The sequence below is a fragment of the Paenirhodobacter huangdaonensis genome (assembly GCF_004022465.1).
GTDB classification, from domain to species: Bacteria; Pseudomonadota; Alphaproteobacteria; order Rhodobacterales; family Rhodobacteraceae; genus Rhodobacter; species Rhodobacter huangdaonensis.
Genome location: NZ_SAVA01000001.1, coordinates 151560 through 170203, shown reverse-complemented (window position 1 = coordinate 170203; position 18644 = coordinate 151560). Strand labels below are relative to the sequence as shown.

14 protein-coding genes are annotated in these 18644 nt (G+C 68.7%); 7 read left to right on the top strand and 7 right to left on the bottom strand.

Going from position 1 to position 18644, the window contains the following annotated elements; all coding sequences use genetic code 11:
- Window positions 1-16: 16 nt before the first annotated feature.
- The 5 genes from EOW66_RS00785 to EOW66_RS00765 are packed head-to-tail and all read right to left on the bottom strand — an operon-like array spanning window position 17 to window position 4693.
- Window positions 17-1090 carry a branched-chain amino acid ABC transporter permease gene (locus tag EOW66_RS00785; RefSeq protein WP_128154094.1) on the bottom strand — a complete coding sequence of 358 codons (1074 nt, stop codon included), beginning with the start codon at window positions 1088-1090 and terminating at the stop codon, window positions 17-19.
- Window positions 1087-1986, bottom strand: coding sequence for a branched-chain amino acid ABC transporter permease (locus EOW66_RS00780; RefSeq protein ID WP_128154093.1), 900 nt, complete (start codon window positions 1984-1986; stop codon window positions 1087-1089). The genes EOW66_RS00785 and EOW66_RS00780 overlap by 4 nt, the downstream gene beginning before the upstream one ends.
- Window positions 1987-1996: 10 nt before the next feature.
- The gene (locus EOW66_RS00775) at window positions 1997-2725 is read right to left on the bottom strand and encodes an ABC transporter ATP-binding protein (RefSeq protein WP_128154736.1); all 729 of its coding nucleotides are present in this window, start codon (window positions 2723-2725) and stop codon (window positions 1997-1999) included.
- A 14-nt stretch (window positions 2726-2739) separates the two neighbouring features.
- Complete coding sequence (locus EOW66_RS00770) at window positions 2740-3885, bottom strand: ABC transporter substrate-binding protein (protein WP_164880982.1); 1146 nt, start codon at window positions 3883-3885, stop codon at window positions 2740-2742.
- 25 nt (window positions 3886-3910) lie between these two features.
- Window positions 3911-4693 (bottom strand): ABC transporter ATP-binding protein, encoded by a 783-nt coding sequence (locus EOW66_RS00765; protein WP_128154091.1) that lies wholly within the window; start codon window positions 4691-4693, stop codon window positions 3911-3913.
- A gap of 278 nt (window positions 4694-4971) precedes the next feature.
- On the opposite strand from EOW66_RS00765, the gene EOW66_RS00760 reads away from it, so the two are divergent.
- Window positions 4972-5976 (top strand): aminotransferase class IV, encoded by a 1005-nt coding sequence (locus tag EOW66_RS00760; protein ID WP_206363647.1) that lies wholly within the window; start codon window positions 4972-4974, stop codon window positions 5974-5976.
- A 100-nt stretch (window positions 5977-6076) separates the two neighbouring features.
- Here EOW66_RS00760 and qhpR read toward each other — a convergent pair whose 3' ends face one another.
- Window positions 6077-7153 (bottom strand): AraC-like transcriptional regulator QhpR, encoded by a 1077-nt coding sequence (gene qhpR / locus EOW66_RS00755; RefSeq protein WP_128154089.1) that lies wholly within the window; start codon window positions 7151-7153, stop codon window positions 6077-6079.
- Between the two features lie 324 nt (window positions 7154-7477).
- On the opposite strand from qhpR, the gene EOW66_RS00750 reads away from it, so the two are divergent.
- The 6 genes from EOW66_RS00750 to EOW66_RS00725 all read left to right on the top strand — a co-directional run bounded on the left by EOW66_RS00750 (window position 7478) and on the right by EOW66_RS00725 (window position 16915).
- Window positions 7478-8755 (top strand): class-III pyridoxal-phosphate-dependent aminotransferase, encoded by a 1278-nt coding sequence (locus tag EOW66_RS00750; protein ID WP_128154088.1) that lies wholly within the window; start codon window positions 7478-7480, stop codon window positions 8753-8755.
- A gap of 10 nt (window positions 8756-8765) precedes the next feature.
- A complete protein-coding gene (locus EOW66_RS00745) occupies window positions 8766-9773 on the top strand; it encodes a phosphotransferase enzyme family protein (RefSeq protein ID WP_128154087.1) in 1008 nt (335 codons plus the stop codon).
- 273 nt (window positions 9774-10046) lie between these two features.
- Window positions 10047-11720 (top strand): sigma-54-dependent Fis family transcriptional regulator, encoded by a 1674-nt coding sequence (locus tag EOW66_RS00740; protein WP_239017456.1) that lies wholly within the window; start codon window positions 10047-10049, stop codon window positions 11718-11720.
- A 144-nt stretch (window positions 11721-11864) separates the two neighbouring features.
- Window positions 11865-14012, top strand: a complete 2148-nt coding sequence (locus EOW66_RS00735) for a hydantoinase/oxoprolinase family protein (RefSeq protein WP_113901366.1) — start codon at window positions 11865-11867, stop codon at window positions 14010-14012.
- Window positions 14013-14035: 23 nt separating this feature from the next.
- Complete coding sequence (locus tag EOW66_RS00730; RefSeq protein ID WP_128154085.1) at window positions 14036-16351, top strand: hydantoinase B/oxoprolinase family protein; 2316 nt, start codon at window positions 14036-14038, stop codon at window positions 16349-16351.
- Between the two features lie 63 nt (window positions 16352-16414).
- A complete protein-coding gene (locus EOW66_RS00725) occupies window positions 16415-16915 on the top strand; it encodes an acetone carboxylase subunit gamma (RefSeq protein WP_128154084.1) in 501 nt (166 codons plus the stop codon).
- 95 nt (window positions 16916-17010) lie between these two features.
- Here the strand turns inward: EOW66_RS00725 and EOW66_RS00720 are convergent, their stop codons facing one another.
- Complete coding sequence (locus EOW66_RS00720; protein ID WP_128154083.1) at window positions 17011-18528, bottom strand: flavin-containing monooxygenase; 1518 nt, start codon at window positions 18526-18528, stop codon at window positions 17011-17013.
- Window positions 18529-18644: the final 116 nt, after the last annotated feature.

Sequence of the window (18644 nt, the reverse complement as noted above, 5' to 3'; positions counted from 1 at the left end):
CCGGCCGGGTTTCGGGTCAGCTTTGCCCCTCGCGCAGCGGGACGAGCGGCTTCGGCGCCTTCGCGCGCCGGCGCCGCCGCGCCGCGATCAGATCCTCGAATTCGAGATCGCCGAGGATCCCGTCGCGGCGCAGGATCATCGTGCCGACGATCACCGCGCCGAGGAAGAAGCCGGTGAGGCCGAACATCTCCGGCAGCTGCAGGCCGAGGATTTCGGGGCCGTTCTCGATCGTGCGGGCGATCTCGTTGCCGAGCGAGATCGCGAGCGTGCCGACGATCACCCCCGAGACCGAGCGCGCACCGCCAAGGATCACCATCGCCATCGTCAGGAAGGTCTGGTTGAAGTAGAAGCTGTTCGGCCCGATCACCCCCAGATAGGTGGCGTGCATCACCCCGCCAAGCGCGACGACCACCGCCGAGAGCGTCCAGGCGAGGTGGCGCAGCCGGGCGATCGGCACGCCCATGGCGCGCGCGGCAAGCATGTCCTCGCTCGAGGCGCGCAGCTGCAGCCCGGCGGGGCTGTCGCGGAACAGCTTGGCGACGAAGATCACCAGCGCCGCGATCACCGTGCCGGTGGCGAGCGAGGAGACCACCGGGATTCCGTAAAGCGAGCGCTGCCCGCGGGTGAGGTCGATCCAGGCGGTGAAGATCACATAGGCGATGACGAGCAGCGCAAGGGTCAGGATCTCGGCGGTGGAGCCACTGACGCGGATGATCAGATAGCCGGTCAGCCAGCCGAGCACGAGCACGATCGCAAACGCGATTCCGGCCGCGACGACGACCGGCACCGTCGCCTGCGCAAGGCCGAAGGGGGCGTCGGGAATGAGCGACATCTTCAGCGCGGCGGGGATCGTCAGGATCGCGGTGACATAGCCCGCGACCCCCATGAAGGAGATGTGACCGAACGAGATCACCCCGGAATTGCCCATGAAGATCTGCACGCCGAGGGCCAGCACGAGGTTCATCAGGAAGGCATAGGCGAGGCGCACCTGATAGGCCTCGGCGAACAGGCCGACGGCCAGGGCGAGCAGGGCCAGAACGCCGATCGGCAGGGCGGAGCGGCGCGCGGTGGCGAGGATATGGGCGGTCATGTGTCCTTGTCTCCCAGTTCGACGGTGCGGCCGAGCAGGCCTGCGGGAAAGCGCACCAGGGTCAGCCCGACGACGGCGAAGACGATCGCGTCGCGATAGGCGGCGACGTCTTGCGGCAGCACCACCTGCAGCGCCACCTCGAAGATGCCGAGCACGAGCCCGCCGACGACCGCGCCCGGCAGCGAGCCGAGCCCGCCCAGAACGCAGGCGACGAAGGCCTTGAGCACCGGCACGAAGCCCATGAACGGGTCGACCGCGCCGCGCCGCGACAGGATGAAGATCGCGGCCAGCCCGGCCAGAAAGCCCGAGATCATGAAGGCCGCCTGGATCACCCGGTTCGCGCGGATCCCCATCAGCCGCACCGCGGTGAAATCCTTTGCCGCCGCGCGCATCGCAAGGCCCAGCGTGGTGAAGCGCAGCAGCGCCACCAGCGCGAGGATCGCGACCGCCGTCACCCCGGTTTCCACCAGTTGCAGCACCGGCAGCCGCAGCGGCCCGAGCTGCACCACCGAGGCGAGGAATTCCGGCGTCTGCACCGGCTTCGGCCGGGTCGCGACGAAGATCACGAAGGCGTTCTGCACCATGATCGACACGCCGAAGGCGGTCAGGATCCCGGTGTTCACCGGCGCGTTGCGGATCGCGCGGAAGGCCACGCGCTCGAAGGCCCAGGCGGCGCCGACCGAGGCCGCGATGCCGATCGCCACCAGCACCCAGGGGTTCGGCGCCATCAGCGCGGCGGCGAAATAGATCGCATAGCCCGCGACGGTGATCAGCTCGCCATGGGCGAAGTTCACCAGCCCGACGATGCTGAACACGATCGCGAGGCCAAGCGCGAGCAGGGCATATTCCGAGCCCACGCTCAGCGCGTTCAGTGTCTGTTGCAGGACATAATCCATCTGTCTCTCCTCAGCTCACCCCGGACCCGAGATAGGCGTCCATCAGGTCGGTGGAGCCGATCAGATCGGCGGCCCGTCCCTCATAGACGACGGCGCCCGTGGTCATGATGTAGGCGCGGTCGGCGATGCCGAGCGCCTCGCTCGCGTTCTGCTCGACCACGAGGATGGTCAGCCCCGCGTCGCGCAGCCGCACCATCAGATCGAAGATGCCGTCGACGATCCGCGGCGCGAGGCCGAGCGAGGGCTCGTCGAGCATCAAGAGCCGCGGATGCGACATCAGCGCGCGCGCGATGGCAAGCATCTGCTGCTCGCCGCCCGACAGCGTCTTGGCGAGCTGCTGCTGCCGCGCGCCGAGGATCGGGAACATCTCGAAATAGGTCTCGATATCGGCCTGCACCCGGGCGCGGTCGCGCATCAGCGCGGCGCCGAGGAGCAGGTTCTCGCGCACGGTGAGATCGGCGAAGACGCGCCGCCCCTCGGGGCTCAGCGTCATGCCGCGGGCAACCACGGTCTCGGCGGGCGCGCGGGTGATGTCGCGCCCCTCGAAGCAGATCCGGCCACCGGCCGCGGGGACGATCCCCACGGCGGCATTGACGAGCGAGCTTTTGCCCGCGCCGTTCGCCCCGAGCAACGAGACGATCTCGCCCTTCTCCACCCGCAGCGAGGCGCCGCGCACGGCGCTGATCGCGCCGTAGCGGACGGAGAGGTTCTCGATTTCGAGCAGCGCCGGCCCGGTCATCGCAGCCCCTGCCATCACGGTGCCGGGATGTATTTCGGCAAGATCGTGCCTTCCGAGGTGAAGGCGCCGTCCTTGATCGTGACGATCGACATTTCCTTGATCGGCACGCCGTGCTGGCCCTTGTAGGTGATCGAGCTCGAGGTGATGCCGTGGAAGCCCTCGGTTTCGGCAAGCGCCGCGTTCACCGCCGCCGGATCATCGCTGCCCGCGCGGGTGATCGCGTCGGCCACCAGCATCACTGCCTCGCCGCCAAGCGCGAAGAAGACGTTCTCGATCTTGTGGCCGCGTGCCGTGCAATCGTCGTAGAAGGCCTTCAGATCGCTGCCCTCGGAGGGGAAGCCATGGGTGACGAAGGTGACCGAGGCGCCGCCCTGGCCGGCGATCTCGATCAGGCCCGGGTCGTCGAAGCCGTCGGTGCCCATGAAGGCGACATCGATATTGCCCGCCTTGAACTGGCGCGGGATCACGCCGGCCTCGGGCATCAGGAAACCACCGACGATGAGCTGCGGCGCGGGATCCATCGCCTTCACCTCGGCGACCTGCGCGCTGTAGTCCGAAAGCCCCATGTTGTAGTTCACCGAGCCCACGATCTTGCCGCCGAGATGGGTGAAGGCATCGCTGAAATATTGCGGGATCACGATGCCATAGGCGCCGTAGTCGCGGCTGACCATGGTGGCCGCGGTGGTCATGCCGCGGTCGATCGCGATCTCGGCCACGGCGCCCGCGGCGAGGTTGTCGCCATAGGCAGTAAGGTAGGTGTTCGTGGGCGAGGCCATCGGCAGCTGCACCTGGGTCGAGCCGACCGAGATCACCGGGATCTGGCGCGCGGCGGCGAGTGCGGCGACCGGGATCGCGGTGTCGTCGGTGGGCGGCGCGAGGATCGCGGTGACGCCCATGTCCACCAGCTCCTGCGCCACCACCGAGGAGGTGACCGCATCCGATTTCATGTCGCGCGCCACAAGTTCGAGCGGCCGGCCCAGCACGCCGCCCGCCGCGTTGATCCGCTCGATCGCGCATTCGGCGCCGGGCACGCTGTCATAGGGGGAGAGCCCGCCGGTGATCGCCGCGGCATAGCCGAGCCGGATCGGCTTGCCCTCGGCGAACACCGGAGAGGCGGAGAGGAGCGCGGCCACGGCTACGCCGGCGGTCAGTTTCTGCATTGCGGAGCTTCCCTGTCTGGTCATGTCATTTTTTCCTTCCGAGATAGATTTCGATCACCCGCGGATCGTGGCGCACCGCCTGCGGCGCGCCCTCGGTCAGCAGCGCGCCGAGGTGCATCACGTAAAGCCGCTGCGAGACCTGCATGATGAAGGTGAGATCGTGCTCGATCACCACGATGCCGCAGCCGTAACGGTCGCGGATCGCGCGCACGGTGCCGGTCAGGGCTTCGGTCTCCTGCTCGTTCATCCCCGCCGCCGGCTCGTCGAGCAGCAGCACCCGCGGCCGCAGCGCCAGCGCGCGGGCGATCTCGACGCGGCGCTGGTGGCCGTAGGGCAGCGCCCCCGCCGGGCTGCCCGCCAGCGCGCCGAGGTCGATGAAACCGATCAGCTCGTCGATGAAGGCCTCGTCGATCGGGGCACGCTTCACCCGCGCGCGGGTCACCGCGGCGACGCGGATGTTGTCGCGCACCGAGAGCCGCTTGAACAGGCGGATGTTCTGGAAGGTGCGGGCGATGCCGCGTTCGGCGCAATCGACCGCCGAGGAGGGGGCGAAGGGCGTGCCGTCGAGATAGACCGCACCGCTCGTCGGCGCCATCGTGCCCGAGACGATGTTCATCAGCGTCGTCTTGCCCGCACCGTTCGGCCCGATCAGGCCGACGATCTCGCCTTCCTTGCAGTCGAGGTTCACGCCGTTGATCGCGTAGACGCCGCCGAAATGCTTCGTCAGCCCGCGCACGGAGAGGCCCCAGCTCTTGAAGGGCGGCGGTGTTTCGGGGGCCGTCTCGGCCGGTTTCGCTTGCGCGCTCATCACGCCCTCCATCGGGGTCGGAACGGTTTCGTTGAGCCGATCCTGCGACGGGGCGGGACCGGCGACTTGACTTGGGACGACGATTCGAAAACTTCAGTGCACAATTTCCGCTGCAGCGGCGGGCCGGGGAAAATCCGGTGCCACGGTCCGGTCACGGCCTCGCGGCGAAGTCAGAAGCTTGTCCTCTGCGGTCAAGCGGCGCGCGGCTTGCTGCCCCTAGGCTTGGCGCATCGGACGCGCGGAGCCCTTCCCGCGTCACGCCAACACGGGAGATGACGATGAACCAGCTGACGATCCTCGAGGCCGGCCTCGACGAAATCATTTGCGAGACGGTGCCGGGCGAGGCGATCCAGTACAGCCGCTACAGCCTTGACCGGACGAGCCCGCTTGCCGGTGGCTGCGCCTGGATCGAGGGCGCGTTCATGCCCGCCGCCGCGGCGCGGATCTCGATCTTCGATGCGGGCTTCGGCCATTCCGACGTGACCTATACCGTCGCCCATGTCTGGCACGGGAATTTCTTCCGCCTCGAGGATCACGTCGAGCGTTTCCTCGCCGGGGCCGAGAAGATGCGCATCCCGATGCCGGCGACGAAGACCGAGATCATGGATCTGATGCACGGCTGCGTCGCGCGGTCGGGGCTGCGCGAGGCCTATGTGAACGTCTGCGTGACGCGCGGCTATGGCCGCAAGCCCGGCGAGAAGAACCTCGAGGCGCTGGACTCGCAGCTTTACGTCTATGCGATCCCCTATCTGTGGGTGTTCTCGCCGATCAGGCAGATCGAGGGCATCGACGCGGTGATCGCGCAAAGCGTGCGCCGCTCGCCCGCGAATGTGATGGATCCCTGGATCAAGAACTATCAGTGGGGCGATCTGGTGCGCGCCACCTTCGAGGCGCAGGAGCGCGGTGCGCGCACCGCCTTCCTGCTCGACAGCGACGGTTTCGTCACCGAGGGGCCGGGCTTCAACGTGCTGATGGTGAAGGACGGCACCGTCTTTACCGCGGCGCGCAACGTGCTGCCCGGCATCACCCGGCGCACCGCGCTCGAGATCGCGCGCGATTTCGGCCTGCAGACGGTGATCGGCGACATCACCCCCGAGATGCTGCGCGGCGCCGACGAGATCTTTGCCGCGACCACGGCGGGCGGCATCACCCCGGTGGTCACGCTCGATGGTGCGCCGGTGGGGGCGGGCGTGCCGGGGGGCTGGACGCGGAAGATCCGCACCCGCTACTGGCAGATGATGGACGAGCCCTCGGATCTGATCGAGCCGGTCAGCTACCTCTGACGGCGCCCGGCAGGGCATCGCGGGCGGCGGGGGCGAAACGGCCTGCGCCGCCCGTCGTGCGGTGGCGCGTGTCCTGCTGCGCGCTCTGGCTGCGGGCATCTCAGTGCAGCACCGCCCCGGCGCCGATCTGCGCTGCCCCGGCGCGCTTGCGCCAGTCGCGCGGCGACAGCCCGTGCCAGCGCTGGAAGGCGCGCGAAAACGCGCTCACCTCGGAATAGCCAAGCCGGAAGGCAAGCTCGGACACGCTGAGCGAGGCTTCCGCGAGCAGCACGAGCGACAGCTCGCGCCGCACCTCGTCGACCAGATCCTTGAACCGGCAGCCCTCCTGCCCGAGCCGGCGCTGCAGCGTCCAGGACGGCAGCGCAAGCCGGGCCGAGACATCCTCGAGCCGCGGATAGCCCGCGCGCAGCAGGTCGACGATCTCGTTGCGCACCGCGCTGATGATGCCGCTTGCCGCGGCGCGCGGCGTGATCCCGGCAAGCATCTGCGCCAGCACCGCATGCAGGATCGGATCGCTGTTCGGCATCGGCCGGTCGAGCGCCTCGGCGCGCAGCAGGATCGCATTCATCGGCTGATCGAAGCGCAGGTCGCAGGCGAAGGCGCGGCGGTATTCCTCGGTGCCGAGCGGGCGCGCATGTTCGAAATGCACCTCGAGCGGCGCCCAGCGGCCCCCCATCGGCTGGCGCAGGATGTTGCAGAACATGCCCAGCGACAGCTCGGCGTCCTGCCGCCGGTTCAGGATCGAGCCGTCGCGCAGCTGATAGTCGATGCGGCAGATGCCCCCGGTCACGCTGACGCGGAACATGCTGTCGCTCTGATGCACCGGGAAGGCGCGCTCGATGCTGCCGAGCGCCGCGCCGAGCGTCGCCGAGGACACTGCGAGATAGCCGAGCAGCCCCATCGCCTCGGGGCGGAACTGATGTCCGAACCACAGGCCGAAGCGCTCGTTGCCGGTCGCCTCCACCGCGCCGTCGAGCACGTTGCAGAAGTCGCGCATCGGGATCGGGCTCGTCGGCTGCTCGGCAAGCCCCATGTCGAGACCGGCGCGCGCCAGCACCCGGTGCGGGTCGCCGCCATTCGTGCGGATGAACTCCTCGAGCCCGCTGGTGACGCTGGCGAGGACATGCGAGCCGGTCACGGCGGTCGCGCGGATCTTGTCGAGCGGTGTCAGATTCACGGCCGAATCTCCCCTTCGCCGAAGGCCATCCGGCAGCTTCACCACTCGCCCCGAAGGCGTCTGCGGTCGTCAGCGGGTTTGTGCGGGCTGCTTTCGCATTCTGTGCCTGATTGCGCAGATCGGCGCCGCAATGCCCGATTTTTGCCCGGAAGTTCGAGCGGGGCGGCGCCGATCCGGCAAAAAACGGGGGGTCGGGTGCCGCGCGTCACCCGGCGACACTGTGGCGGCTGGCCAAAAACTTGTCACGCCAAGGCAAGTTCGCCCGCCCGTGCGGCCGCATTCTGTCTGCGAGGGCCCGCGAGGGGCGGATCAAGGAGCTGGACGATGAAAGACGATGACGACGCGCTCTTGCGGGCGGGATTTGCCGACAAGCACGCGATCCTCGAGGCCTCCGAGCGCGACTGGAACCCCGACAAGACCCGGTTCTGGCAACAGGCCGGGGTGCCGCTGGTGATCGGCCGGCGCGAGGGCTACCGGCTTTACGACATCGACGGCAAGGCGCTGATCGACGTGCATCTGAACGGCGGCACCTACAACCTCGGCCACCGCAACCCGGAACTCGTCGCGGTGCTGAAGGCCGCGCTCGATCACGTCGACATCGGCAATCACCATTTCCCCGCGCCCGCGCGCACCGCGCTCGCCGGGCGGCTGATTGCCACCGCGCCCGCCGGGCTGAGCCGCGTCGCCTTCGCCACGAGCGGGTCGGAGGCGATCGACCTCGCGATCAAGTCGGCGCGCTACGGCACCGGGCGGCGCAGGATCATCTCGATCGAGAATGCCTATCACGGCCACACCGGCCTTGCGGTGGCGACGGGCAATCCGCGGTTCTCGAAGCTGTTCCTCGCCGACCGGCCGGACGAATTCGCCGCGGTGCCTTTCAACGACATCGACGCGATGGCGGCGATGCTGCGCGCCGAGCCCGCGGCGGCGGTGATCATGGAAACGATCCCCGCGACCTATGGCTTTCCGATGCCGAAGCCGGGCTACCTTGCGGCGGTGAAGGCGCTCTGCGCAGAGACCGGCGCGCTCTACATCGCCGACGAGGTGCAGGCCGGGCTGATGCGCACCGGGCGGCTCTGGGCGATCGAGAAGCACGGCTTCTCGCCCGACATCCTCGTCACCTCGAAGGGGCTCGGCGGCGGGCTCTATCCGATCGGCGCGATCGTGATGACCGATCAGGCGGGCGGCTGGCTCGAACGCGACGGCTTTGCCCATATGTCGACCTTCTCGGGCTCGGAACTTGGCGCCCATGTCGCGCTCAAGGTGCTTGAGATCTCGCTGCGCCCGGAGGTGATCGCCAATGTGCATGCGAACAGCGCGCGCCTTGCCGCGGGCTTTGCCGCGATCCGCGAGACGCATGGCAACTGGCTTACCGGCGTGCGCCAGGACGGGCTGGTCGTCGGGCTCGAATTCGCCGATCGCGAGGGGGCGAAGCCGGTGATGCGCGCGCTTTACGAACGCGGCATCTGGGCGATCTTCTCGACCCTCGATCCGAGCGTGCTGCAGTTCAAGCCCGGCGTGCTGGCGACACCCGCCGAGATCGACGAGATCCTCGCGCGGCTGGCCGAGGCGGTTTCCGCCAGCGCGCCCGCGCATCTCTGAGGAGGCGGCGATGACCCCGACTTCCCCGCCGCTGCGGATCTGGCACGACAACGGCGCCGCGGTGCTTGATCAATACGGCTTCAGTCCGCGCAGTCAGCTCGAGATCTTCTCGATCTCGGAAAACGCCACCTACCGGGTGAGCGACCCCGACAGCGGCCGCGTCGCGGTGCTGCGGCTGAGCCGGCCGGGCGAGCGCAGCCGCGCCGAGATCCTGAGCGAGATCGCCTGGATCCGGGCGCTGCGCGCGAGCGGCACGGCGCGCACGCCGGCGGTGATCGACACCCTTGCGGGCGCCCCGATCGCCAGCTTTCACGACGCGACCGGCGCCACGCAATTCGCCACGCTCTTCGACTTCGTGCCCGGCCGGATGCTCGACGAGACCAATGCCGAGGCGGCCTTTGTCGAGCTTGGCGAGACCGCGGCGCGGCTGCATGGCTTCAACGAGACCTGGCGCCGGCCGCCCGGGTTCGTGCGCCCGCACTGGGACATCGAGACGGCGATGGGGCGGCAGGGGCGCTGGGGCTACTGGGGCGACAACGCGACCGTCGGGCCGGCCGAGCGCGACCTGCTGGCGCGGGTCGATGCGAAGATCCGCGCCGAGATCGGTGCCTATGGCCGCCCGCCCGCCCGGCACGGGCTGATCCATGGCGACATGCGGATGGCGAATTTCATCGTCGACCCCGGTGGCATCCAGCTCATCGACTTCGACGATTGCGGCATCAGCTGGCATCTTTACGAGCTCGCCTGCGCGCTGACCTTCGTCGAGCATGCGCCGGAGACGCCGGCCCTGGTCGCGGCCTGGCTGCGGGGCTACACCCGCCTGCGCCCGCTCGATGCTGCCGATCTCGCGGTGCTGCCGGCGATGGTGATGCTGCGCCGGATGCTGCTCGTCGGCTGGTTCCACACCCACGGCCACGTCACCGAACTGCAGGATCTGTCGCAGCGCTATGTGCCGCAGACGATGGAGATCGGCGCGGCCTTCCTGCGCGGGGCCTATCTGGCGATGCGGGCGGTGTGACCGCGATCGCGGCGGCGGGCGGCGGGGATCGGTCCGTTGCCGCCCGCCCGGGAGAGCGTCGAGGCCCTTTTTCTTGACAACAGCACGCCTCGCCACCTTACCATGCGGCACCCAAAAGGGGCTTCAGACATGGCAGAGAGCATCCAGAAGGAGGACTGGGAACGCTTTCGGGCCTTGGGGAGCGTGCCCCCAAGCATCCGCGAAATCGTATTCCGGTCCTGGATCCGGTCGCAGCGGCGTGACGACGTGCATGCCCTGCGGCAGGCGCCCTGTGTGGCGGGCAATGAACTGGACGAGCTGCGCGGCCGAAACGCGCGGCTGCGTCAGGCTGCGCAGGCAGCGGTGCGGCGCACGGGCTACATGCTCGACGACGCCGGCGCGATGCTGCTGCTGGCCGACCGCTCCGGCGTGATCCTCGACGCGACGGGGGATTCCCGCATCCGCGCCCGCGGCGAGGAGAACCACCTGCATCCGGGCGGGCGATGGGGCGAGGACGCCATCGGCACGAATGCGATCGGCACCGCGCTGCATCTGGCGAAACCCACCACCATCTCGGGGGTCGAGCATTTCTGCGAGGCGATCCAGCGCTGGTCCTGCGCCGCCGCACCGATCAGCGACCCGCGCACCGGCCGGGTGCTCGGGCTGATCAACATCTCCTCGCCCTCGACCGACGCGCTGCGCCGGGGCGCGGCCTTCTCGGTCAGCCTGGCGCTGCAGATCGAGGAGGCGCTGCGCAGCATCGGGCTGCAGGAGCACCAGCGGCTGGTGGATCAGCTGCTGTCGCGCGGCGTGTCGCGCGGCGACGAGATCATGCTGCTGAACCGGCACGGCCAGCAGATCTGGTCAAGCCTGCGCGACGCCGGCGCCGGCGCGGGCGCGGCGGGCGCCGACGGGGGCGTGCTGCCGGACCCCGTGCCCGAGCTGGACGGCGATGTCGGTCAGCTTGCCGAGCGGATGCGTGCGGCGCTTCCCGGTGCGGGGGTCGACATCGTCTCGGACGGCAAGGACCCGATCGGCCTGATCGTGACGCTGGCCCGGGCGGGCCGGCGCCGGCCCGCGGCCGCGGAGCCCGATCTCGCGGCGGTCGCCCGGTCGGGGCAGGCGATGGCGGGGATCTGCGCCGAGGCGCAGCGGATTGTCGAGGCAGGCGTTGCGCTGCTGCTCAAGGGCCCGACCGGCAGCGGCAAGGAAACCCTTGCGCGCGCGCTGCATGCCGACGGGCCGCTGTCCGATCTGCCGCTCGCGGCGCTCGATTGCAGCCTGCTTGATGACGTGGCGCTGCGCGGCGGGGCGGCGACGGATGCGGTGCTGCGGCTTGCCGAAAGGGGCGGCACGCTGATCCTCGACGAGCCGGCGGAAACGCCCGCCGCCGTGCAGCCGCTGCTGGTCCAGAGCCTGACCCAGCTCGCGCGCAGCGCAGAGCGGCGGGTGCAGGTGATCAGCCTGTCCTCGGTGCCGCTGTCCGAGCGGCTGGCCGAGGGACGGTTGCGGCCCGATCTCTATTACCGTCTCTCGGGCGCGGTGGTGCATCTGCCGGGTCTGGCCGGGCGGCGCGAGGACCTGCCAGCGCTGGTCGCCGATCTTGCCGCGCACAGCCCCGAGCGGCGGCGTGGCGGCGCGCTGCGCTTCACCCCGGGGGCGATGCTGCGGCTGCAGGCGCATGACTGGCCCGGCAACCTGCGCGAGCTGCGCAACATGGTCGAACGGCTGTCGGCGACGTCGTTCAGCCGGCTGATCGACGTCGCCGACCTGCCGCCCGCCATTGCCCAGGGCCGGCCCGCCGGGCGCGAGCCGACGCTGCGCGACCGGGAGCGGGCGGAAATCCTCGACGCCCTGGCCGAATGCGGCGGCAACATGACCGGGACGGCGCGGCGCCTCGGCATCTCGCGCTCGACGCTTTATCTCAAGCTCGAGCAATACGGCGTGCCGCGCGGCCGGCACCGCTGAGCTCCTTGCCGCGGCGCGTCATGGCGTCCGCAGCATGTCCGGGCGGATGTCCGAAAACCGGACAACATCCGCTCCCGGCCGGGTTGCATCCTTTTCTGACGCCACGGGGAGGTGGCGCCAGGGGAGGAGGACAGACCCGTGCCATTGGACAAACAGACACACCGCCGCGTTCAGGTGCTTGGCATCGATGCCGGCGGGACGATGACCGACACGTTCTTCGTCGACAGCGACGGCGACTTCGTTGTCGGCAAATCGCAATCGACGCCGCAAAACGAGGCGCTCGGCCTGATCGCCAGCTCGAAGGAAGGGCTGGAACGGTGGGGGCTGACGCTCGAGGAGGCGCTCTCGGGGATCCAGACCGGCGTCTATTCCGGCACCGCCATGCTCAACCGCGTGGTGCAGCGCAAGGGGCTGCGCACCGGGCTGATCGTCAATGCGGGGATGGAGGATTTCCACCGCATGGGCCGCGCCGCGCAGGCCTATCTCGGCTTCGCCTACGAGGACCGCATCCACCTGAACACCCATTACTACGACGAGCCGCTGGTGCCGCGCCACCTGACCCGTGGCGTGATGGAGCGGATCGACATGTCGGGCAACGTGGTGATCCCGCTGCGCGAGGACAGCGCCCGGACCGCGGCGCGCGAGCTGATCGCGCAGGAGGTCGAGGGCATCGTGATCTCGCTGCTGCACTCCTACCGCAACCCCGCGCATGAGCGGCGGGTGCGCGATCTGGTCGAGGAAGAGGTCGCGGCCGCGGGCAAGACCATCCCGGTCTTCGCCTCGACCGACTATTACCCGGTGCGCAAGGAAACCCACCGCACCAACACCACGATCCTCGAGGCCTTCGCCGCCGAGCCGTCGCGCCAGACGCTGAAGAAGATCACCACCGCCTTCAAGGAGAACGGCTCGAAATTCGACTTCCGGGTGATGGCGACGCATGGCGGCACGATCTCGTGGAAGGCGAAGGAGCTTGCGCGCACCATCGTCTCGGGGCCGATCGGCGGGGTGATCGGGGCGAAGTATCTGGGTGAGGTGCTGGGCTATTCGAACATCGCCTGTTCCGACATCGGCGGGACCTCCTTCGACGTGGCGCTGATCACGCAAAACGAGCTGACGATCAAGAACGACCCCGACATGGCGCGGCTGCTGCTGTCGTTGCCGCTGGTGGCGATGGACTCGGTCGGCGCGGGGGCGGGCAGCTTCATCCGGCTCGATCCCTACACCAAGGCGATCAAGCTCGGCCCGGATTCGGCGGGCTATCGCGTCGGCGTCTGCTGGGAGGCCTCGGGGATCGAGACGGTGACCGTTTCCGACTGCCACGTGATCCTCGGCTACCTGAACCCCGACAACTTCCTCGGCGGTCAGGTCAAGCTCAGCCGCGAGCGCGCCTGGAATGCGATGAAGGAACAGGTCGCCGACCCGCTCGGCCTGTCGGTCGAGGATGCGGCCGCGGGCGTCATCGAGCTGCTCGACAGCGACCTGCGCGACTATCTGCGCTCGATGATCTCGGGCAAGGGCTACAGCCCGAGCAGCTTCGTGTGCTTCAGCTATGGCGGCGCGGGGCCGGTCCACACCTACGGCTACACCGAGGGGCTGGGCTTCGAGGACGTGATCGTGCCGGCCTGGGCCGCGGGCTTCTCGGCCTTCGGCTGTGCGGCGGCGGATTTCGAATACCGCTATGACAAGTCGCTCGACATCAACATCGCCACCGATGCCAGCGAGGACCTGAAGACGGCGCAGGCACAGACCCTGCAGGCGGCCTGGCAGGAGCTGAAGGAGCGCGTGCTCGAGGAATTCGAGATCAACGGCTACAGCCCCGACAAGGTGCAGCTGCAACCGGGCTTCCGCATGCAGTATCGCGGCCAGCTCAACGACCTCGAGATCGAATCCCCGATCATCGAGGCGCAGGGTGCCGAGGACTGGGACAAGCTGGTCGAGGCCTTCAACGACACCTATGGCCGCGTCTATGCCGCCTCGGCCCGCTCGCCCGAGCTCGGCTATTCGGTGACCGGCGCGATCATGCGCGGCACGGTGCCGATCCCGAAGCCGAAGATCCCGAAGGAAGAGCTTCAGGGCGCGACCCCGCCGGAAGAGGCGAAGCTCGGCAGCCGCAAGTTCTATCGCCACAAGCAGTGGGTCGATGCGCAGCTCTACCAGATGGAAAAGCTGCAGCCGGGCAACCGCATCACCGGCCCGGCGGTGATCGAATCCGACGCCACGACCTTCGTCGTGCCCGGCGGTTTCGAGACCTGGCTCGACGGGCACCGCCTGTTCCACCTCAAGGAAGTCTGACGGTCTCAGGGAGGAGATAAGTCATGAACATGCAGACCTCGGTCAAGACCCGCGGCATCGTGCGCGGCGGCGAGACCCTGAAGGAGCACCGCGATCGGCTGATGGAGGCCACGAAGCGGACCAAGCATTACGCCGGCCTGTCGAAGATGGCGCTGCGCGACGCCGAGCCGATCAAGTACAACAAGCTGTTCTCGCGCCTGCGCGCCGGGGTGGTGGATGCGCGCGAGACCGCGAAGAAGATCGCCGCCTCGCCGATCGTCGAGCAGGAGGGGGAACTGTGCTTCACCCTCTACAATGCCGCGGGCGATTCGATCCTGACCTCGACCGGGATCATCATCCACGTCGGCACCATGGGCGCGGCGATCAAATACATGATCGAAAACGGCTGGGAGGAGAACCCGGGCATCCGTGACGGCGACATCTTCTGCAACAACGACAGCCTGATCGGCAATGTCCACCCCTGCGACATCCACACCATCGTGCCGATCTTCCACGAGGGCGAGCTGATCGGCTGGGTCGGCGGCGTGACCCATGTGATCGACACCGGCTCGGTCGGGCCGGGCTCGATGTCGACGGGGCAGGTGCAGCGCTTCGGCGACGGCTATTCGATCACCTGCCGCAAGATCGGCGAGAACGACACGCTGTTCCGCGACTGGCTGCACGAGAGCCAGCGGATGGTGCGCACCACGCGCTACTGGATGCTGGACGAGCGCACCCGCGTCGCCGGCTGCCACATGATCCGCGATCTGGTGAAGGAGGTGATCGCCGACGAGGGCATCGAATCCTACTGGAAATTCGCCTATGAATCGGTCGAGCACGGCCGCGTCGGCCTGCAGGCCCGGATCAAGGCGATGACCATTCCGGGCAAGTATCGCCAGGTCGGTTTCGTCGATGTGCCCTATGCGCACGAGGACGTCCGCGTCCCCTCGGACTTCGCCAAGGTCGACACGATCATGCACACGCCCTCGGAAATCACCATCCGCGGCGACGGCACCTGGCGGCTGGATTTCGAGGGCTCCTCGCGCTGGGGCTGGCACACCTACAACGCCCATCAGGTGAGCTTCACCTCGGGGATCTGGGTGATGATGACGCAATCGCTGATCCCCACCGAGATGATCAACGACGGCGCCGCCTATGGCACCGAGTTCCGTCTGCCGAAGGGCACCTGGATGAACCCCGACGACCGCCGCGTCGCCTTCAGCTATTCGTGGCACTTCCTGGTGTCGAGCTGGACGGCGCTCTGGCGCGGCCTCTCGCGCGCCTATTTCGGCCGCGGCTATCTCGAGGAGGTCAACGCCGGCAACGCCAATACCTCGAACTGGCTGCAGGGCGGGGGCTTCAACCAGTATGACGAGATCCACGCGGTGAACTCGTTCGAATGCGCGGCGAACGGGGTCGGCGCCTCGGCGCATATGGACGGGATCAGCCATGCGGCGGCGGTGTGGAACCCCGAAGGCGACATGGGCGACATGGAGATCTGGGAACTGGCCGAGCCGCTCGTCTATCTCGGCCGGCAGATCAAGGCCTCCTCGGGCGGCGCGGGCAAGTATCGCGGCGGCTGCGGCTTCGAGAGCCTGCGCATGGTTTGGAACGCCAAGGACTGGACGATGTTCTTCATGGGCAACGGCCATATCTCCTCGGACTGGGGGCTGATGGGCGGCTATCCCGCGGCCTCGGGCTATCGCTTCGAGGCGCATGATACCCGGCTGAAGGAGATCATCGCCGAGGGCGGCACGATCCCCTGCGGCGGCGACACCGACCCGGAACACCCGACCTGGGAGGCGATGCTGCCCGACGCCCGGATCAAGCGCGACAAGCAGGCGATCACCACCGAGGCGATGTTCAAGGACTATGACCTCTACCTCAACTACATGCGCGGCGGGCCCGGCTTCGGCGATCCGCTCGACCGCGAGCCGCAGAAGGTGGCCGACGACGTGAACGGCGGCTACCTGCTCGCGCGCTTCGCCGACAGCGTCTATGGCGTGGTTCTCGTCGATGCCGGCGACGGCATGAAGGGCGTCGATGTCGCTGCGACCGAGGCCCGGCGTCGCGCCATCCGCAGGGCCCGGCTCGAGGAGTCGGTGCCGGTCAGCGACTGGATGGCCGGCGAGCGCGAGAAGATCCTGAACAAGGAGGCGGGCGTGCATGTGCAGCAGATGTTCGCGGCCTCGTTCAAGCTCGGGCCCCGCTTCGAGCAGGACTTCCGCGCCTTCTGGAACCTGCCCGCGGAGTGGAAGCTGATGGAGGCGGACCTGCCGATCCCCTCCTATGGCCGGGAATACTCGATGGACATCTCGGAACTGCCCGACGTCAAGACCGTCCAGTTCGTCGAGGAATGAACCGTTGCGGCGGCGCCCCGACCGGCGCCGCCCCCCGACAAGGCCAGATCAAGGGAGGAACCGATGGCCTATACGAAAACCAAGATCAAGGACCTGGTGGACGGCAAGATCGACCGCGACACGCTGCACACCATGCTGTCCACGCCGAAGGACAAGGAGCGCTTCCAGATCTATCTCGAGATCTTGCAGGAGCAGGTGGAATGGGACGACCCGATCATCCTGCCGCTCGGCCCGAAACTCTACATCGTCCAGCGCAAGTCCGACCGGAAATGGATGATCCGCAGCCAGGCCGGCTATGACTTCTGCCCCTGGAACGAGAACTGGAAGCTGCACGCCCGGATCCGGGTGCGCGACACCGCCGCGCAGATGGAAGAGCTTTATCCCCGCCTGATGGCGCCGTCGCCCGACTGGCAGGTGATCCGGGAATATTTCTGCCCGATCTCGGGCGACCTGCTCGATGTCGAGGCGCCGACGCCCTGGTATCCGGTGATCCATGACTTCGAACCGGATATCGACACCTTCTACAAGGACTGGCTGGGGCTGCCCGTGCCCGAACGGGCCTGAGCCGGTCCGGGCGGCACACGGCACATGGCAGGCGGGCAGTCGCAGGACTGCCCGCCTGTTCCGATCGCGCCGCGCGGCGGCCTCCCGGGGCGGGCTCAGGGTGTCGCCGCCGCCGGCGCTGCAGGCGGGCGCAGCGCGGTGCGCCGGCGGGCCTGCTCGGGCGTGTAGCCGGGGCCATGGACCGCACCGAAGGCCCGGGCTGCGGCGAGCGTCATCTCCTCGGCGCAGGGCAGCGGATCGGGCCCGTCGATGCGGAACGACACCGGCGAGAGCGGCCCGAACAGCAGCGCCTGTTCGAGATAGGGCCGGCGCGGGATCTGCGGCGCGACCCCGGCGCGGCGCGCGAAATCGAGCGCCACCACGTTCATCGGCCGCGCCGGCGGGGCCGCGGCCAGCCCCCCGGCCATCTCGGCGGGCGCTGGCATGAGGCCGCGGTCGCCCCAGCAGCCGGCGATGTAGCGCGCCTGCAGCTCCAGCACCGGGAAATAGGGGCCGACAAGATCGTAAAGCCCGACGAAGGCAAGCCCGTCGAGATCGGGGTGGAAGCTGTCGGCAAAGAGCGTCAGCCCCTGCGGCGACAGCGCCACCGCCCGGGCGATCTCGGGCGAGAGCCAGGGCAGCGACAGCGCAAAGCCGGTGCCGAAGAGGAGGCTGTCGAAGTCGCCCTCGCGGCCGTCCGCAAAGCGCACGCGGCGGCCGGAGACGGACGAGATCCAGGGACGCACCGCGATCCGGCCCTCGGCGACGGCGGGCAGGAAGCCCTGGCACTGGGTGACGCCGGCCACGAAGACATCGGGATCGGCGGCAAGGGCGCCATATTGCTCGGGCGTGCCCGCGGCCTGCAGGATCTGCGCCTTGAGCGCCGCCGCGGCCGCAGCGGGCCCGCGCGCGCCTTCAAGGGCGGCGGCTCGGGTGAACAGCACATGCTCGGCCGGCACCCCGGCGATCAGCTTCGGCAGCACGTAGCGCTGGCGCCGCGAACTGAGCGTCACCCGCGCCCCGGCCTGTGCCAGCGTCGTCGCGATCTCGAGCGCGCTGATCGAACAGCCGGCGACCAGCACCGAAGCATCGCGGTAGCGCGCCACACCGCTGAACTGGCCCGAATGGCCGGTGCCGAACTTGCCCGAGAAGGTCTCGAGCCCCGGCACCTGCGGGATCGTGCCGCGCAGGTAGCGGCCCGAAGCGACGACAACGCGGTCGAAACGCTCGGTCCGGGTCTCGCCGCCGCGGCTCGAGCGGATCTCCCACCCGCCGGTTTCGGCCCGCGCCAGCTGTTCGACCCGGGTGCCGAAGCGGATCGCGGGGCGCAGGCCGAACCGGGCGCTGTAGCGGTCGAGATAGCGGTGCATGTCCTCGCGGTTCGGGTAGGTCGGCGTGCCCGGCGGATGATCGAGATCGGAAAACGCCGTCATCACCCGGCTGGTGTTGGTGACCATGCCGGGCCAGGTGGCGCTGTGGAGCCCGTTCGGGTTCCAGTGCCCGCCAAGATCGCCCGAGGCCTCGAACAGGGCGGGCGCGAAGCCGCGCGCCCTGAGCCAGCGCGCGGTGACAAGCCCGGCAGGCCCGGCGCCGATGATCGCGACCGAGGGGCGGGATGCGGAAGAATGGGTCATCTAAGCCTCCGATGATTGACATGTGCCTTCCTTGGGGTAAAGCGCGTGCAGGGGCTTGCTAAATGCCTGCTAAGGGCGGCCGGCTTCGGCTAAAATTCTGCTAATGAACGGACATT